Origin of the sequence: Oceanospirillum beijerinckii DSM 7166 (genome assembly GCF_000422425.1) — a bacterium.
In the GTDB taxonomy this organism is placed as follows: Bacteria; Pseudomonadota; Gammaproteobacteria; order Pseudomonadales; family Halomonadaceae; genus Oceanospirillum; species Oceanospirillum beijerinckii.
Genome location: NZ_AULT01000010.1, coordinates 68433 through 86092 on the forward strand (window position 1 = coordinate 68433; position 17660 = coordinate 86092).

Genomic DNA, 17660 nt, shown 5'->3' on the forward strand with positions numbered 1-17660 from the left:
CTAAAGAGACAATTTTGTATCCGTGCTTAATGTGATGGCTATCAGCATAATGCGCTATTGTTCTATTTGTCAAACAAATAGGTTTTTATCACTTGTCACTCTTTTCTGGTAAACTGAGCGCTCAGGTTTGTATTTGTTTGAGGTGCCCCGTGAAAATTGAACCCCTGGTAACACAAAGTCTGGCGAAGCAGATCTCAGAACAGCTGCGGGCGGCTATTATGTCCGGCGAGCTGAAAGCGGATGATCGTCTGCCAACTGAAGGGGAGCTGGCGACCCGTTATCAGGTGTCCCGTCCCACCATTCGTGAGGCCCTGAAGCGTCTGGCGGCTCAGAACCTGATTCGCTCTCGCCGTGGCCCTGCCGGAGGCACCTTTGTGACTCGACCTTCGTTGGAAGAAGCCAGTGATAGTCTGGCCTCTTCTGCCACTTTGTTAGCCAGTATGGATCAGTTTAGCCTGTCTGAGGTGGCGGATGCCCGTCATGAGATGGAAAAAATCTGCTGTCGCCTGGCGGCGGTGAACCCTGATAAAGCACTGCTGGAAGTGATGGCCCGGGAGCTCGAAATTCAGCAGGATGAAGACCTGAGTGATGAGGCGTTTTGTGCCTCGGATGTGCGTTTTCACCGGGCCTTGGTCGATGGCTGCCAGAACGCCATGCTGCAATTTATGATGTACGGGGTGATTGAGGCGATGCAGCCCGTGACCAATATGGTGGTCTATCGCTTCCGTGATCGTATCAATGTGGTTGCGGCGCATCAGAAACTGTATCAGGCCATTGCGGATAGTGATGCCGCAGGTGCTGAACAGGCGTTAGATGAACTGATGGTATATCTGAAGGCCCGTTTCCAGGCCGCTCAGGAGTGGAAGGCGAATCAGGCGTAATTCGCGCCTCTAATATAAATCCACTCATTTAAACCCTAATCTATGTGTTCTAATCCTAGTCCATCTGTTCCAGCAGAGAGGGAATAACTTCCCGTACTCGAATATCCTGCTGTAGACGACGCATCAGAGTAGGGATTTTTTTGGCATCAACCTGATAGTAGGCGCGCTTTAATCCGTTCAGTCGGCGGGTTAGTTTAAGGTCATAGCTGGTTGCAATATTATCCGCTTGATTAATGTCATGCAGAACAAGTCCCAATTCATCCTGAATAATGCCGTAGCGGCGTTTGCTTTGATTCCAGACCACCGGCTTTCCGGTGGTTGTCTTACTTTCCAGAATGCTGTAACCGCCTTTTCTGCTGAGTTCACGACTTGGATTCAATGGGGTATCGTTTTGCTTTTTCGCGGCAAAGGCCCGTACCTGATCCAGCAGAAGATAGTGATTATGGCCGATACGCATCTGCATGCCGCTATGGAGGTGATCGGGTAGGGTTTCTTGATCAGCCTGAGGTTTGACACCGTTATACGCCGAGGCTATTTCTGTTAGTGTCAGCAGCAGAAGTCCAGAGCAAATAACTTGTAGAGCAAGAGGGCGATAATAGCAGGCAAACGCATGTAAAGAATGTCGGAACCAGATCAGGTGCGGCATGGGAGCTCCTGTATAACCATTACTGATATTTAACAGGACTAATGATGGCGAATATTATTGGCAAATGTCCAGAGCCATCTCTAATCGAATGCAATCGGTAAATATACCTCAGCCTTTTGTTGCGCTTATTTTCTGAAACTGTGGCAGATGGTCATGGTCGTTGAAATAGATAAGCTGTTGAGACAGGTAAAAGCGGAGATGCTGCTCGGCAATCTCCGCTTTTGGGTTGAAGAGAATCTATTGCTAGATCCAATTTACTACGGCATACATACCGACAATAGACATCACGATAGTGTATGGCAGCGCCATCAGCACCATGCGGCCATAAGATAAACGTACGAGTGGGGCAATGGCTGAGGTCAGCAGGAACAGGAAGGCGGCCTGGCCATTAGGCGTCGCCACACTGGGCAGGTTGGTACCCGTATTGACCGCAACGGCCAGAGTATCAAAGTGCTCACGGGTGATTGCACCGGAATCCAGTGCCGCTTTAATCTCAGAGATATAAACCGTGGCTACAAACACGTTATCACTGATCGCAGATAGCAGCCCGTTTGCAATAAACAGCATACCTGGCTGCTGGCTCGGCTCCATATCCAGTACCATCTGGATAAATGGTTGGAACAGGTGCTGCTCATGGATTACGGCAACTACTGAGAAAAAGACAATTAACAGTGCGGTAAAAGGCAGAGCCTCTTCAAAGGCATGGCCGATCTGGTGCTCTTCGGTGATACCGTTAAAGGCCGTTTGCAGGACGATAATTACCAGGCCAATCAAGCCCACTTCGGCAATGTGGAAGGCCAGAGCAAAGATCAGGAAGGCTGCACAGATCGCCTGTACTACCAAGGCTGCTTTATCTTTATTGGTGCGTTTTTCTGTTTGATGCTGGTCGTAATCTTGCAGAATAGTGCGCACGGATTCCGGCAGTTTAACGCCATAACCTACGATCTTGGTTTTCTCCAGCACCACACAGGTGATCAGACCTACAACCAATACTGGCATGGTGACTGGGGCCATGCGGGTAAAGAATTCAACAAAGTTCCATCCGGCTACTTTGGCAATCAGCAGGTTCTGTGGTTCGCCTACCAAGGTGCAGACGCCACCCAGTGCGGTACCTACGGCGGCATGCATCAGCAGGCTGCGCAGAAAGGCGCGGAATTGTTCCAGATCTTCTTTATGCTGATCGTGCAGTTCCTGGTCATCACCATGATCATGGCTCTTGGTGTGGAACTGCTTACCTGATGCAACCTTGTGGTAAACCGAGTAGAAGCCTACACCGATGCTGATTACAACTGCGGTTACCGTCAGCGCATCCAGGAAAGCCGATAGTAAAGCTGCGGCGATACAGAACAGCAATGAGAGCATGGATTTTGAGCGTACGCCCAACAGGATCTTGGTAAAGGCAAACAGCAGGAGCTGTTTCATAAAGTAGATCCCGGCCACCATAAAGACCAGCAGCAGAATCACTTCCAGGTTGGCTTCCACTTCGTGCATAACGGATTCAGGGGAAGCTAACCCAATGGCTATGGCTTCGATGGCGAGCAGTCCACCGGGTTGCAAAGGATAGCACTTCAGCGCCATCGCCAGCGTAAAAATAAACTGGACAATCAACAACCAGCCCGCAGCAAAGGGGCCAAAGCCAGGCATAAAAAACAGGATAGGATTAATAATTAGAAAGGCTAGAATGACTTTCTTGTACCACATAGGTGAGTTACCAAGAAAGTTTCTCAAAAAGCCTTGCGACATGGTCTGTGCCATTTGAGTGTTCCTTAAAAAAGGTTTGGGGGTCGGTTTTAATTTTTTTTGTCAGCCAGCCCATCTTTCAGGAACTCACGGAAGTACCGGAGCCTTGAGAGCGTACCTGATCTGTGCAGTAAATATTGTTGTTATGCACAGGCATGCCCTGCTCTGCCCAGCAGGAGAAAGCCGGGGGCATTATACACACATCACTACAAAAACAGAGCGCTTGATAGGTCGTTAAATAGTGGAATAGAGACCAAATGATGGTGTTATAACCCGGAGGGGCTAATCCTTATGGGTAATGGTTTGATTTCTATAAGGTTTATTTTGTGAATTAGTAGTCGCACTCGATATAGGTTTTTTGTATGGCAATAAGTTTTTGTATAGCGACAGTTTTGAAGGTGCGATAATTTTTTGAATAGCAACAAGACATTAGCTTTAGGGTATCAGGTTAGCTTTGCCCAGTGCTTTTGGATAAGCTAGATCTGATGCCATAAACGGCTCAACAAGGCGCAAGACCGGCATGCAGTTCACCCGTCTGATGTGCATGATTTTAAAAGTGATTATTAGCCCTGATTAAAGAGATGAAAGCCTGTCAGATCATTTAGTAAGTGCTTTCTTTCAGGGTATGCGTAGAAATATACCCAAATAAGAATATTCCGCTGTGTCTGCTGGCTACACCCGAGTATGCAGGTAGGTAGAAGTAGAGTTGATGTAGAGAAGTTTTTGTTTGGTGCTTAGAGAATTAGTCCCCCTATTTCGAGAAGGATAGCTCATGAGTTTGCCCGATCAGTTACAACAAACCTGTGATAATAACTGGCAGCGACTGTCAGAGACGCTGGATGCAGACCAGATTACCCAGCTAAAAGCCTATTCAGCGGCGGACAAAATTATCACCACCAGTGATTACGTGGTGGAAAGCATGCTGCGTTTCCCACTGCTGTTGAAGGAGATGCTGGACAATAACTGGTTGGAAATGCCGCTGAACACGCAGCAGATGCGTGAGTTGTTGCAAACTAAGATCGCCGGTGTTGAAAGCGAAAATGATCTGCACCGGGTGCTGCGTCAATTCCGTCGTCAGATGATGATGCGCATTATCTGGCGTGACTTCTCCTTCCAGGCCAATATGTGGCAAACCACGGCAGAACTGAGCGATCTGGCAGACATCTGTGTCGATGAAGCACTGAACTGGCTATATGATCATTACTGCCAGCAGTGGGGCACGCCGTATTCGAAAGCGGAAGCGGGAGAAGAATCGATACCGCAACGTATGGTGGTGATCGGTATGGGCAAGCTGGGTGCCCGTGAACTGAACCTGTCGTCGGATATCGATCTGATGTTCTGCTTCCCCCGTCACGGTCAGACCCAGGGCGGTCGCCGTACGCTGGATAATCAGGATTTCTTTATCCGCCTGGGTCAGAAGCTAATTGCTGCGCTGGATAATAATACCGTCGATGGTTTTGTTTTCCGTGTCGATATGCGTCTGCGTCCTTATGGTCAAAGTGGTGCGCTGTCACTGAGCTTCCCGGCCATGGTGGATTACTACCATGATCAGGGCCGTGAGTGGGAGCGCTACGCCATGATTAAAGCTCGGGTGATTGCCGGTGATCTGGTATCCGGTAATGAGCTGCTGCAGGATCTGAACTCCTTTGTCTATCGCAAGTATGTGGATTACAGCGCCATCGAATCCCTGCGTGATATGAAGTCGATGATCAATCGCGAGGTGCGTCGTAAAGGCCTGACCACAAACGTGAAGTTAGGCTCCGGTGGTATCCGGGAGGTGGAGTTTATCACCCAGGTGTTCCAGCTGATTCGCGGCGGTCGTGAGACGGAACTGCAGGAAAGATCGATTCGCAAGGTGCTGCCTATTATCAGTGGCATGGGCCTGTTACCCCAGCAGATTACCGATGAGCTGTTAGAGGCTTATCTATTCCTGCGGAATGCGGAGCATGCGCTACAAGGTGTTGCTGATCAGCAAACCCAGACCCTGCCGGAAGACGATTACCCGCGTCTGCGCATGGCCTGCATTATGAACTTTGATAACTGGCAGGCGTTTGAAGAGAAACTGGATTATCAGCGCGCCCGTGTCGCTGAGCACTTTGCCAATGTGATTGCGGCCCCAGATGATGATGAGGAAGCGGATCAGAGTCTGAGCGCTGAATTGGGCGCGATCTGGAAGGGGGAATATGAGCCGGAAGCAGGCACCTCTCTGCTGGATGATCAGGGGTTTGAGCAGCCTGAAGATACTTTCAAACGTCTGGAACAGCTCAGAAGCAGCCGTGTGGTGCAAAGCCTGCAGAGGGAAGGTAAGCAACGCCTGGATCAGTTTATGCCGCTGTTGCTGGCTGCCGTGACCGAAAGTGATACGCCGTCGCGCACCCTTGAGCGCACCCTGCAGTTAGTAGAAGCGGTACTGCGCCGTAGTGCCTATTTTGTCCTCTTAATGGAAAACCCGGGCGCGCTGAAGCAGCTGGTGAAACTGTGTTCTGCCAGTCCTTGGATTGCCGAGCACCTGGCCCGTACGCCGATTCTACTGGATGAGCTGCTCAATACTGCCACCCTTTACACGCCTGCTGAGCTGGAGCCGCTACGTGATGAGCTGCGTCAACAGATGCTGCGTATCCCGGAAGAAGATGAAGAAGCCCAGATGGAGGCGCTGCGTTACTTTAAGCGTGCTCATGTTCTGCGGGTCGCCGCGTCCGATATTATGGGCACCCGTCAGCTGATGAAGGTGAGTGATTATCTGACCTTTATTGCCGAAGCAATTCTGGAGCATGTGCTGCAGATGGCATGGAAGAAGATGACCGATAAACACGGTCGTCCGGCCAAAGCGGATGGTAGCCCCTGTGACCCCGGCTTTGCCATTGTCGGTTACGGCAAAATGGGCGGCATAGAGCTGGGTTACGGTTCCGATCTGGATCTGGTATTCCTGCACGATGCGGCCCCTCAGGGTTATACCGATGGTGATAAGAGCATTGATAATGGCGTCTTCTTTACCCGTCTGGGTCAGCGCATTATCCATATTCTGAATACCATGACCTCCTCGGGTCAGCTGTATGAGGTGGATATGCGTCTGCGTCCCTCCGGTAACTCGGGTCTCTTGGTGAGTTCACTGAAAGCCTTCAGGGACTATCAGCTGAAAGAGGCCTGGACCTGGGAGAAACAGGCTCTGGTCCGTGCCCGTGTGGTGGTCGGCTGTCCAGATGTGGCTGCCAAGTTTGAGCAGATTCGCGCCGAGATCCTGTCTGAAGAGCGCGATGAGGCGCAGCTGCAGGAGGATGTGGTTTCCATGCGCATCAAGATGCGCGATAACCTGGGCTCAAAACCGGCGGTGGGTGATGAAGCGCCGATGTTCCATCTGAAGCAGGATGCCGGTGGTATGGTGGATATTGAGTTTATGGCGCAATACTGTGTGCTGCGTTTTAGCCCGCAACACCCGGAACTGCTGCAGTGGACCGATAATATCCGTATTCTGGAAACGGTGCAGCAGGTGGGGATTTTGCCAGAAGATGAGGTGAAACTGCTGAGCGAGGCTTATCTGCTTTACCGTCAGGCTGCTCATAACGCCTCGATGCAGAAAACCAAGAGCCAGGTGCCAGCAGATCGCTTTGTTGAAGAGCGGGCCAGGGTGAGCGCCATCTGGCAGCGTTTGCTCAATACCGATCAATAATTTCCGAACGTTGCAAGCCAGGGATTTGAAAGCCAGAACATAGATGGTCAGGAATTAGAGGGGTTGACCCGCATGGTGCGGGTTAATCCTCCAGAGGCTAAGCTTTACAATTCTTGCCTCTTCTCTTGCTGCACTTTATTGTGGTTCTCGTTAATATCAGTACCTGTCGTTGATTTGTCACTTTTCCGCTCATATCTGAAGAACGTCCGTCATGAAAATACTACTGATTGCTGAAAACCATCCCGAAGGTCTGTTGAATATCCAGGCTTTAATTCAGCGTTTGGTGCAGAAATATGATGAGGTACATATCAGTCTGATGGTTTCAGAGGGACTGCAATCCCTGGCTCGCCGTCTACCTGATGTGGATGCGCTTTTCACCTTCCCAGATGCCAGTATGCCGCTGAAGTATTTCTGGTTGGCAGGACGGCAGCTGGAAGAGTATCACTTTGATCAGGCCATTGTGCTCAATAGCAGCTGGCGCGCGGCGATGGTGGCCTGGATGTCAGGTATCGAACGTCGTACCGGTTACCTGCGTCGTATGCGAGTGATAGTGCTGAATGATACCCGTTGGCTGAATACTCAGCAGTTTGCCACGGAAAAAGCGCAATACTTAGCATTGGCAGATGATCACGGTGAAGCGGTAACAGAGCTGCCAGATGCCAAGCTGCTGGTTGATCAAGCCAATGCCGAGGAACAGATCAAAACTCATTATCTGCAATCAGAACGTCCGACGGTTGTCCTTTGTCCCGGTGGTAATTTGGCTCAGAACCAACGTTGGCCAGCCAGCCATTGGGCGCGTTTAGCGGCAGAGCTGATTGAACAGGGTTGGGCTATTTGGCTGGTGGCACCTAAAGCGGATCAGGGGCTCTGTGAGCAGATCTGTGCCGGTCTCGACCGGGAACAGCAGATGGAGATCAGTAATCTGGCCGGGCGTTTAGCCTGGGAAGATATGGTCGATTTGATCGCCCAAAGCCGTGCGGTGGTGGCGCAGAATAATATCTTCAGTCATATGGCGCTGGCGCTGGATCGACCCTTGGTATCCCTGTCTGGTGCTCATGAGTTTAGTCGTTATCTACCAGAAAACAGTGACGCACGTTCCGTCAGTAGTGATCGTCACTGTCAGCCTTGCGAACAGGACTCCTGTCGCATGGAGACAGACCAATCGGGTACTGCGCCTTGTATCCAGGCGTTGAGCGTTGATCGGGTGCGTGCGGCAATTCTGAGCATGGTGCCGATGCAGGCAGTGGATTAAATCTATGCTAATCGAGTCTGTCTATAATCCACTTTAAATGATGAGATTTTTTCACTAATTGCTGTGAATAATCTCACTTGTTCTTCTTGGTACTACCATTAGAATCTGCAGGATCTGATTGATCTCTGAATGTATATTTTTTAATGACACAATGCTTGAGTTACATAACCCGTATGAGCTGGTGCATGGCACGCCAGTGCTCTTATGCGTCTGTACTCAGCGGTTTTTGCTCAATCCTGCGTTTGTCTCCACTGCGTGCTATCAAGAATGCGTGCAGTCAGCCCAATGAAGCCCTGTTCAGTGTGATTCAGCTGCAGCAGCGCACTCACCACAGTTGATCTCTTTTTCTTAATCAAATCGTTCTGTTTAACCCGCTGATTTGTATTTGGCTGCTTTGGCTTTGATCCTTACCTGCCAGATAGCACCTGTTTTGAGAAAGAGAGAAATAACGATGAAACGTCACGCCCATGCCTGGTTAGGTCTGTTGGAAGGTAGCTTTTTGATGGCGCTGGGAATCCTGTTTTTAAAATCTACCCATGTGGCCGTTGGTGGTATTACCGGTGTTGCCTTGATAGCAGATTGGTTATCTGATCGCTTTACCTTTGGCCAGATCTTCCTGCTGATTAATCTGCCGTTTTACTGGTTAGCTTATCGTGAAAAGGGTGGTACGTTCACCTTGCGTACTGCTGTTGCGGTGACTCTGATCGGCGTATTAACGGATCTGTTGGGTCAAAATATCGATGTGCAATTGGATTCCCCTATTCTGGGAGCGCTGGCCAGCGGTGCCTTAGTGGCCTTTGGTATAGTGACTCTGTTTCAGCATAATGCTTCGACGGGCGGCTTTACCGTGCTGGTATTGTGGCTGGAGCGCCGTTGGCAGGTTAATCGTGGTATTGCGCTGTTAACCATTGATGCTATCACTATTATCAGTGCCCTGGCACTGTTCGGTGCTGGGTTATGGTTAAGCTCTTTGCTGGTAACGGTAGTGATGGGTTTGATTATTGGTCGCTATAAACCGCAAAACCCTCAGCCACAGTTGAAAAAGTCGTCATATGCGCCTATTGCTGTGCCTATGCCTGTGGTTACGATGGCACAAAAAAATCAGATGACAAATCGCGACAAATTGGCGTAAGTATTGGCGCCGGTCGGCTTGTAAAGATCGGGTAGATGCTTAAGCCGATAGAGTCAATCTGATTGTATTCAGGTGCGCCCGTAGAATGGGGGTGCCTGATAATGTTTTTTCTTAACCGGCTTTATTAGTAAGACTGCACTAAAGAGTTGCTGGGTTCTTTTAAAAAAGTGGGAAAAATAGAGTGCTCTTTTTTTCTGTTGTGATCAGCTTTATTAATCAAATCTGAGTTGTTGAATAATAGTTCGGCCAATTCTTCAATTGAATTAAAACCAACATGCTTATCACCCAGGTGTGCCCAGTAGTTATAGCAGTCAGGGTCAAGGTATTGATTTATATGGTTATATGGTGGCAAGGACGTAATTCGATCACTTTTCACTGTTGCCATTCCCGGCATAATATCAATAGCATCATCTCTGTTTTTGTAGATTGATATATTTAGCTTAGTGCTGTTAGCTGGCATATATTCACCAATATCCTTAACAAGAGAAAAGCAGCTGCTTTCTGTCTTTTTAAATACTTCTTTTGTCTGTAGCTGAACTTATACTCTAATTTGTATTTGCATGTTATTACATGATATTACAAAACAATCGGCTTATTGATATAGGTCAAATTGTGACGCGTTAGCTTGTTCAAAACGTCAATTAAATAGTGAAGATATCCACCTGCCTTTGAAAGCATGATGAAAGGTGCGACGCTATGCTTCTTGTGTTTGGGGCGCGGGAACGCGACGTATATCAAATCTTAACCCTCTATTAACCTCTTAAATGTTTAACTTGAGACCGATTTTATCTAGGCTTGTAGCCCTTGTTTGATTGACCGGTCGGCTTAAGGGTGATCGCCATGGATCTATCGGCATTTGATTTGGCTCTACTGACTCTGACCAGTGGCTTTACCTCTTTGATGACTGCTTCGGTGGGCATCGGTGGTGGCGTGCTGTTATTGGCGGTGATGGCCTCTATACTGCCGGCCAATGTATTGATTCCGGTGCATGGTTTGGTGCAGCTGGGCTCCAATGGCAATCGAGCCTTTATGACCCGTCAGCATATTCACTGGCCCATGGTGCTGTTTTTTTCACTGGGTGCGTTAGTCGGTGCGCTATCCGCTTCTCAGGTACTGGTGCAGTTGCCATTGGATGTGATTCGATTGGCCGTAGCGGTTTTTATCTTATTGATGGTGTGGGGTCCTAAACCGAAAAAGCTACAGGTATCTGGCCCGGGCACATTAATAGCCGGTTGTATTACCACCTTTGCCTCCATGTTTGTAGGGGCTTCGGGACCTTTGGTTGCTGCAGTGGTGCATCGCTCTGGTCAGGAAAAATTAGCGACGACCGCCACCTTTGCCGCCTGTATGTCTTTTCAGCACTTGTTAAAAGCAATGGTCTTTGGCTTTGTTGGTTTCTCATTTGCCCAGTGGTGGTGGCCGGTCTTGCTGATGATTGCATCCGGTGCTGTTGGCACCTGGCTAGGCTTAAAGCTGCTGAACCGTTTGCCTGCTGAGCTATTTGCCCAATTGTTTAAAGTCTTGGTTACTTTACTGGCACTGCGTTTGTTGTGGCAGGCATGGGGAGCGGTCTAGCGATTGAGAGCCGATATCGGGTCGCGATTATTTATTTAAACCGCAATAACTGATTAATTGTTTGTTATCCGTAGTCTCAATCGCTCCGTATGATACTCCGGTTCAATTGATCTGTAGGTAGGCTGCTTATTTGTTTAACTCAGTGGACGATAGGATACTTCTCTCGTTTGATTTCTACCTGAGTAACTTTTTACTGATCAGAATTTTAAATGACTCATCAATGCACAGGGATAACGCCGAGGCTGTCTGCATGAAAACACTTCTCTCCCGTCGCGCTGGCCGCGCTGTATTAACCACCGTTGCATCTATAACGGCCTTATCAGTGACACTTGTTTCTGGGGCGCTTTTTTCAGAAAAAGCACAGGCGGCACAACCGCAAATGCCGCCCATGCCGGTCGAAGCTCAAATCGTGCAACCGGAAGATCTGGTGCGTCGTATTGAGCTGGTGGGCTCTTTGAATGCCAACGAATCGGTGATGATCCGGCCAGAAGTCTCTGGACGTCTGGCTAAGATTCACTTTGCGGAAGGTCAGACGGTTAACGCTGGTGATCTGCTGTTCTCTATGGACAGCTCGGTACAAAGTGCCGAGTTGAGACAGGCTCAAGCCAGTCAGGGCTTAAGTGAAGTGGAGTATAAACGTGCCAGTCAGCTATTAAGCAATAACGCTGGCAGTGTGAATACCCGAGACAGTGCGCTGGCTAAGCTACGTATCGATCAGGCCGGTGTTGAACTGGCCAAAGAACGCTTGGCTAAAATGCAGCTGAGTGCGCCGTTTAACGGTATTGTAGGCCTGCGCCAAATCAGTGAAGGTGAGTATGTTACACCGGGTCAGGGTTTGGTGAATCTGGTGGCGATCAACCCGATGCGTCTGGAGTTCCGTGTGCCCGAGATCTACCTGAGTGGCGTTGCTATGGGGCAGATGGTGGATGTGACCTTTGATGCTCTGCCGGGCGAAAAGGTACAGGGTAAGGTGTTTGCCATCTCGCCTGAGGTGGATCTGAACGGTCGTAACGTGAAAGTGGTGGCGGAACTGCCGAATGACGATGGTCGTCTGCGCCCCGGTCTGTTTGCCCGTGTCAGCCTGCAGCTGGAGACCATTAAGGGAGCCCTGATGGTTAAAGGGGAAGCGCTGGTGCCGCAAGGCAATGCTCAGCTGATCTACACCCTGGTGGACGGCAAGGTAAATATTGCACCGGCGACTCCGGGTCTGCGTGAGCGTGGTCGAGTACAGATTATTCAGGGGGTTAAGGCCGGTGATATCGTGGTGACTGCAGGGCAGATGAAGCTGCGCCCGGGTGCTGCCGCCGCGCCGGTTAATTTGCCGAAGGCTCAGTAAAGGAGTTCTTAAGACATGGTCTTGTCTGAAGTTTCAATTAAACGTCCCGTCTTTGCGACGGTGATGAGCCTGCTGCTACTACTGGTGGGCCTGATCGCCTATGACCGTTTATCGGTACGGGAATACCCCAATATTGATGTGCCTACGGTATCGGTGGAAACCCGTTACAGCGGTGCTAACGCCAGTATTATCGAATCTCAGGTGACAAACGTGCTGGAAGATTCCCTATCGGGTATCGAAGGCATCGATTTTATGACCTCGTCATCGAGTTCCGGTAAAAGCCAGATCACCATCAATTTTAAGCTGGATCGTGATGCGGATAATGCCGCCTCCGATGTGCGTGACCGGGTCGGTCGTGTGCGCGGTATGCTGCCCGATGAGATTGATGAGCCGATTGTAGCCAAGGTGGAAGCCAACGCTCAGCCGATTATGTATCTGGCGTTTTCCAGCCCGAATCATACTCCGTTGGAGATGACTGATTTTGCTGATCGCCTGGTAAAAGACCGCCTGCAAACCGTACCGGGTGTGGCGGAAGTGCGTATCTTTGGTGAACGCCGTTACTCCATGCGCATCTGGTTGGATCAGGCCCGTATGGCGGCCTTTGGTGTCACGGTTGCGGATGTGGAAAATGCGATTCGGGCACAAAACCTGGAAGTACCATCGGGTTCTATTAAGTCCGATGCCCGTGAGTTTACCGTACTGTCCAAAACGGACCTGCAAACGCCGGAAGAGTTTGAGCGTGTCATTATCCGTGATCAGGATGGTTATCTGGTGCGGGTGCAGGATGTGGCTCGTGTCCGTATCGATGCTGAGAATGACCGTGGCACGGTTCGATTCAACCAGAAAACAGCGGTAGCGCTGGGCGTGGTAAAACAATCGGTGGCTAATCCTCTGGATGTTTCTGCGGGCATCAAAGAGATGATCCCGCAGGTGGAATCGGTGCTGCCGGAAGGCATGCAAGTTGAGGTGGCCTACGACTCCTCGGTGTTTATTGATCGCTCTATTCAGGCAGTATACAGCACCATTATTGAGGCCGTGGGGCTGGTGATTCTGGTGATATTCCTGTTCCTGCGCTCGTTCCGTGCGACCTTGATTCCTCTGGTGACGATTCCGGTCTCCATGATCGGTGCCTTTATCTTTATGTACGCGCTGGGTTACTCCATCAACACTCTGACCCTGTTAGCGATGGTCATGGCTATCGGTCTGGTGGTGGATGACGCCATTGTGATGCTGGAGAATATCTATCGTCATATCGAAGAGGGGATGGATCCGATTCAGGCGGCGTTTAAGGGCTCAAAAGAGATTGGTTTTGCCGTTATCGCCATGACCATTACCCTGGCTGCGGTATTTACCCCGATCGCCTTTACTGAAGGGCGTACCGGTAAATTGTTTGCGGAGTTTGCATTGACTCTGGCTGGTGCGGTGCTGGTTTCTGGTTTTGTCGCGCTGACGCTGTCCCCAATGATGTGTTCGCGTATTCTGAAGCATAAAGAGAACCCTGGTTGGTTCTATCGCTTTGGTGAGCGCATGTTGTCCGGCCTGGAAAATGGCTACCGCCGTTCTCTACAGCTGACACTGAAGGCGCGCCCTTTGATCGTATTGATGGGGCTGGGTTGTATTGCGGGCTTATATTTCAGCTTTACTCAGTTGAAATCCGAGCTGTCTCCAGTGGAAGATCGCGGCACCATTATCGGCTTTGGTATTGGCCCTGAAGGATCAACAACGGAGTTTCTGGATCAGTACAGCCGCCAGATTGAAGGCATCTTTTCCGGTGTCCCGGAAGTGGAGCGCTACTTTGTGATTACGGGCTTGTTCCCGACAGAAAGTAATATTATCGCTTTTGCCGGTATGAAGGATTGGGAACAGCGTGAGCGTAGTGCGCAGGCGATAGCAGGTTCTCTGCGTGGCCCTATGTTTGCGGGTATTCCTGGTATTATGTCTTTCCCTATTACTCCTGCTTCTTTAGGTCAGAGCCCGATTGCCCGCCCGGTAGAACTGGTGATCCAGTCCAGTGGTGACTTTGCTCAGCTGCAGCAGCTGGTAGGTGCGGTGATGGGTAAGGTGTATGCCAGTGGCAAACTGGTCAACCCGGATGTAGACCTGAAACTGAATAAGCCTCAGCTGCAGATTCAGATCAACCGGGATAAAGCCGCAGTGATGGGCATTACCGTATCAGAGGTGAGTCGTACACTGGAAACTCTGTTGGGTGGCCGTTCGGTGACGCGCTATAAGCAGGGTAACGAACAGTATGATGTGATTGTGAAGGTTGCCGATGTGGATCGTGCGACACCGTCGTCGCTGTCCTCCATCTATGTGCGTGCCAATAGCGGCCAGATGATCCAGCTGTCGAATCTGGTCACTGTGACTGAAACAGTGGCGCCTCGTGCATTGAATCACTTTAATAAGCTACGTGCAGCGACTATTCAGGCCAGCCTGGCTCCGGGTATGACTCAGGGTGAAGCCTTGACCTGGTTGCGTGAGACTGTGGAGCAGACCGCTGAAGAGATGGGGGTGATCGGTATTCAGTATGACTACAATGGTCAGGCCCGTGAGTTTATTCAAAGCGGTGATACCCTGATGATCACCTTTATCCTGGCGCTGGGCTTTATCTATCTGGTACTGGCAGCACAGTTTGAAAGCTTTGCTTCACCTATGGTCATTATGTTGACTGTACCTCTGGCGATTCTGGGGGCACTGCTCACTATGCAATACACTGGTGGTACATTAAATGTTTACAGTCAGATTGGTTTGATTACGCTGATCGGTGTGATTACCAAACATGGTATTTTGATGACCGAGTTCGCCAATCAGTTGCGTGAAGCCGGTAAAGAGAAGCTGGAGGCCATCGTTGAAGCCAGTGTACTGCGTCTGCGTCCGATTCTGATGACGACAGCGGCGATGGTGCTGGGCACAGTCCCATTGGCGCTGTCCACCGGGGCCGGTGCGGAAAGTCGCCAGGCGATTGGTTGGGTGATTGTCGGTGGTTTGACTTTCGGTACCATTCTGACGCTGTATGTGGTACCAACCGTGTATACCTATATCGTCAGAAAGCTGCCCCATTTACCAGAACCTGACTATCAATAAATGCCTGTATGCCGTTGTCGTTAATTGGCCTGTCAGAATAGTTTCACCGGTCATAATTGTTGTGACTGGCCATAAAAAGTACAAACGGTAAAAAAGCCGTCCTTTAGGGGCGGCTTTTTTAATGGTATATTCCCCAGCTATCAAAATAACAAGATCCATACTGATAAGTACTAAGCAGCTCTCTTTATCCATAGCGTCAAGATTCGTTAAGCCTGATGTTATGGTCTTCCTCTCCCCGGATTTATCAATGGGGGGGATATTAAAGGCGCGTCTAGTATTGGTTCTAACAAAGATACTGCTGGATACTGAATCATTATTTTCCCCGGAGACTGTCTTGTTTATGGATAAAATGGATTAAAGATATCTCCTTATACTTTGGCTTTCTGGATAGTGTTGGTCAAAGCGTGACAGGTAATAAGATGTTAAGAACGGTTTTAATCGTAGATGACAGTCGTGTCTCTCGAATGATGCTCTCAAAAGCCATTGCAGATCTGGACCCGGACTGGCAAATTATCGAAGCGGAAAATGGCCAACAGGCTGTTGAGATGGGCTGTGAGTTTGCGCCTAATCTGGTGGTTATGGACGTCAATATGCCTGTTATGGATGGCTTCGAGGCCGTTGAGATCTTGCGCCCCAAGTTACCCAATACGTCGTTTGCGATGCTAACCGCTAACGTACAAGCTTCCAGCCAGCAAAGGGCTGAGGAGCTTGGGGTTCACTTCCTGGCAAAGCCGGTTACTCCGGCGGTTGCAGAAAAAGCACTGGCTATTTGGAGGCAGGAGCATGAAGGATCTTACAGCGCTTGAGCTGGATGCCTTAGCGGAGATATTTAATATCAGTGTGGGGCGCTCTGCTTCGGTGCTGAGTGAATTAACCGGTGAAGCGGTAACGATGAGTGTACCCATGGTACACATTCTGTCTTCCGAACGAGTGGTGGAGCTGTTTGCCATCAGTCATGAGCGTCTCACTTGTATCAGTCAACAATTCTCTGGCTCTTTCTCTGGTGCAGCCATGTTGATGTTTACAGAGAGCAGTAGCCTTGAAGTTGTGCGTCTTATGCTGGGCAGCCAGGTGCCACTGGAGCAACTGTCCGAGATTGAGCAGGATGCGCTCAGTGAGATCGGTAATATTATTCTGAATGCTTGTTTTGCAGGGATTGCAGATATGCTCAGAGATAGCTTCTCTTGTGAACTGCCCGAGCTGATGACCGGTGATATCGAGCATATTTTACACAGTGGAGGCAGTGAGCAGAAAGTGCTGTTCTTACAGATTAAGCTTGGGTTGGAGCAGAGAAACCTGGAAGGTTATCTGGCCTTTCTGATGGGCAGTGAAACGGAATCTATGTTACAGCAATCATTGTCTAATTTTCTGTCAGGTATGTAGAGTACTCAGATGAAGCTATTTGAAAAGACACTGAATATTCTGCAGTCCGGTGTCATGATACTGGATGATGAGCTGAATATTGTCTTTATCAATCTCTGGTTGCAGAAAGCATTTGCCTATGTGGATGCTCAACCAGGTGAAAACCTGTTGAGCCTGTGTCCTGAACTGAAAGGGCGTCGAATTGAGGCGAGCCTGCGTCAGGCGTTGGACAGCGGTCTCCCTGCTGTACTTTCTCCGGTGCTGAATCGTTCCCCTTTACCCTTGTATCATAACGGACAATCCCAGGCGGAGCCGTTTGCCCAGATGATACGGGTCCAACCTATGCGGGAAGAAGAGCAGAACTATTGTATGCTGGAGGTTCAGGATGTGAGTTCGGTGATACGTCGGGAACGTTTACTGAATGAGCAGGCGGATAAGCTGAATCAGATGGCATTGACGGATGAGTTAACGGGTATTGCTAATCGCCGTCATTTCAATAGTCTGTTGGAAAAAGCCGTGGCCTCCACTATAGACAGCAGCCAATCACTGAGTCTGATCTTCTTCGATATTGATTATTTTAAACCCTATAACGATCATCTGGGGCATCAGGCTGGAGACCATTGTCTGGCCCGTATTACGCAGCACCTCAATGATATCTTAAAAGGTGAGGGCTACCACCTGGCCCGCTACGGTGGTGAAGAGTTTTGCATTATCCTGCCGGGAGTCTCTCCCGCTCAGGCCACGGTGCTGGCTGAGAACTATCGTCAGAATGTTGAGCGGTTGGCAATAAGGCATCCCGCCAGCAGTGTGGCTAAGGTTGTGACCGCCAGCTTTGGTGTTTCAGGTTTTAATGCCGGTAAGAGTGATACCTTTACCGGCCTGGTACTGAAGGCAGATAATGCTCTCTATCGGGCGAAAATGTCCGGTCGTAATCAGGTTATCCAAGCCTGTCTTGATGAGTAAGCCTTTTTCTGTTCTCGGTCGG

14 protein-coding genes are annotated in these 17660 nt (G+C 49.7%); 11 read left to right on the forward strand and 3 right to left on the reverse strand.

Annotation, left to right across the window (positions count from 1 at the left end):
* Positions 1-149: 149 nt before the first annotated feature.
* Positions 150-881, forward strand: a complete 732-nt coding sequence (locus tag H579_RS0104400) for a FadR/GntR family transcriptional regulator (RefSeq protein ID WP_036565312.1) — start codon at positions 150-152, stop codon at positions 879-881.
* Between the two features lie 55 nt (positions 882-936).
* On the opposite strand, the gene H579_RS0104405 is transcribed toward H579_RS0104400, so the two are convergent.
* Together H579_RS0104405 and nhaB are read right to left on the reverse strand one after the other, a co-directional pair.
* Positions 937-1527, reverse strand: coding sequence for a hypothetical protein (locus tag H579_RS0104405; protein WP_028299676.1), 591 nt, complete (start codon positions 1525-1527; stop codon positions 937-939).
* Positions 1528-1770: 243 nt separating this feature from the next.
* Positions 1771-3282 (reverse strand): sodium/proton antiporter NhaB, encoded by a 1512-nt coding sequence (gene nhaB / locus H579_RS0104410; protein WP_028299677.1) that lies wholly within the window; start codon positions 3280-3282, stop codon positions 1771-1773.
* Between the two features lie 757 nt (positions 3283-4039).
* Here nhaB and glnE point away from each other — a divergent pair.
* The 4 genes from glnE (at position 4040) to H579_RS0104430 (ending at position 9318) form a co-directional block, all read left to right on the forward strand.
* Complete coding sequence (gene glnE / locus H579_RS0104415; protein ID WP_036565316.1) at positions 4040-6934, forward strand: bifunctional [glutamate--ammonia ligase]-adenylyl-L-tyrosine phosphorylase/[glutamate--ammonia-ligase] adenylyltransferase; 2895 nt, start codon at positions 4040-4042, stop codon at positions 6932-6934.
* A 211-nt stretch (positions 6935-7145) separates the two neighbouring features.
* Positions 7146-8186, forward strand: a complete 1041-nt coding sequence (waaF, locus tag H579_RS0104420) for a lipopolysaccharide heptosyltransferase II (RefSeq protein WP_028299679.1) — start codon at positions 7146-7148, stop codon at positions 8184-8186.
* Between the two features lie 155 nt (positions 8187-8341).
* Positions 8342-8524 carry a hypothetical protein gene (locus tag H579_RS29045; RefSeq protein ID WP_157834552.1) on the forward strand — a complete coding sequence of 61 codons (183 nt, stop codon included), beginning with the start codon at positions 8342-8344 and terminating at the stop codon, positions 8522-8524.
* Between the two features lie 113 nt (positions 8525-8637).
* On the forward strand, positions 8638-9318 hold the full coding sequence (locus H579_RS0104430) for a DUF6198 family protein (RefSeq protein ID WP_028299680.1): 681 nt from the start codon (positions 8638-8640) through the stop codon (positions 9316-9318).
* A 124-nt stretch (positions 9319-9442) separates the two neighbouring features.
* Here the strand turns inward: H579_RS0104430 and H579_RS0104435 are convergent, their stop codons facing one another.
* The gene (locus tag H579_RS0104435) at positions 9443-9778 is read right to left on the reverse strand and encodes a hypothetical protein (RefSeq protein WP_028299681.1); all 336 of its coding nucleotides are present in this window, start codon (positions 9776-9778) and stop codon (positions 9443-9445) included.
* Between the two features lie 380 nt (positions 9779-10158).
* Here H579_RS0104435 and H579_RS0104440 point away from each other — a divergent pair, with 380 nt between their 5' ends.
* From H579_RS0104440 to H579_RS0104470, 6 genes are all read left to right on the forward strand, one after another.
* Entirely contained in the window at positions 10159-10893 is a 735-nt protein-coding gene (locus H579_RS0104440) for a sulfite exporter TauE/SafE family protein (protein WP_028299682.1), read from the forward strand.
* Positions 10894-11143: 250 nt separating this feature from the next.
* Positions 11144-12229: an efflux RND transporter periplasmic adaptor subunit gene (locus H579_RS24195; protein WP_051227299.1), complete on the forward strand. Its 1086-nt coding sequence runs from the start codon at positions 11144-11146 to the stop codon at positions 12227-12229.
* Positions 12230-12244: 15 nt separating this feature from the next.
* Entirely contained in the window at positions 12245-15313 is a 3069-nt protein-coding gene (locus tag H579_RS0104450; RefSeq protein ID WP_028299683.1) for an efflux RND transporter permease subunit, read from the forward strand.
* Positions 15314-15732: 419 nt separating this feature from the next.
* Positions 15733-16119 carry a response regulator transcription factor gene (locus H579_RS0104460; RefSeq protein ID WP_051227300.1) on the forward strand — a complete coding sequence of 129 codons (387 nt, stop codon included), beginning with the start codon at positions 15733-15735 and terminating at the stop codon, positions 16117-16119.
* Positions 16097-16696, forward strand: a complete 600-nt coding sequence (locus tag H579_RS0104465) for a chemotaxis protein CheX (protein WP_028299686.1) — start codon at positions 16097-16099, stop codon at positions 16694-16696. Before H579_RS0104460 ends, H579_RS0104465 begins: the two co-directional genes overlap by 23 nt.
* Before the next feature lie 9 nt (positions 16697-16705).
* On the forward strand, positions 16706-17638 hold the full coding sequence (locus H579_RS0104470) for a GGDEF domain-containing protein (protein WP_028299687.1): 933 nt from the start codon (positions 16706-16708) through the stop codon (positions 17636-17638).
* Positions 17639-17660: the final 22 nt, after the last annotated feature.

Bases quoted from the DNA above. Each gene is read 5' to 3' on its own strand.
- H579_RS0104460 (WP_051227300.1), top strand. From the start codon at position 15,733: ATGTTAAGAACGGTTTTAATCGTAGATGACAGTCGTGTCTCTCGAATG.
- nhaB (WP_028299677.1), bottom strand. From the start codon at position 3,282: ATGGCACAGACCATGTCGCAAGGCTTTTTGAGAAACTTTCTTGGTAAC.
- H579_RS24195 (WP_051227299.1), top strand. From the start codon at position 11,144: ATGAAAACACTTCTCTCCCGTCGCGCTGGCCGCGCTGTATTAACCACC.
- H579_RS0104465 (WP_028299686.1), top strand. From the start codon at position 16,097: ATGAAGGATCTTACAGCGCTTGAGCTGGATGCCTTAGCGGAGATATTT.
- H579_RS0104435 (WP_028299681.1), bottom strand. From the start codon at position 9,778: ATGCCAGCTAACAGCACTAAGCTAAATATATCAATCTACAAAAACAGA.
- H579_RS0104470 (WP_028299687.1), top strand. From the start codon at position 16,706: ATGAAGCTATTTGAAAAGACACTGAATATTCTGCAGTCCGGTGTCATG.
- H579_RS0104440 (WP_028299682.1), top strand. From the start codon at position 10,159: ATGGATCTATCGGCATTTGATTTGGCTCTACTGACTCTGACCAGTGGC.
- H579_RS0104405 (WP_028299676.1), bottom strand. From the start codon at position 1,527: ATGCCGCACCTGATCTGGTTCCGACATTCTTTACATGCGTTTGCCTGC.
- waaF (WP_028299679.1), top strand. From the start codon at position 7,146: ATGAAAATACTACTGATTGCTGAAAACCATCCCGAAGGTCTGTTGAAT.
- H579_RS0104450 (WP_028299683.1), top strand. From the start codon at position 12,245: ATGGTCTTGTCTGAAGTTTCAATTAAACGTCCCGTCTTTGCGACGGTG.
- H579_RS0104430 (WP_028299680.1), top strand. From the start codon at position 8,638: ATGAAACGTCACGCCCATGCCTGGTTAGGTCTGTTGGAAGGTAGCTTT.
- glnE (WP_036565316.1), top strand. From the start codon at position 4,040: ATGAGTTTGCCCGATCAGTTACAACAAACCTGTGATAATAACTGGCAG.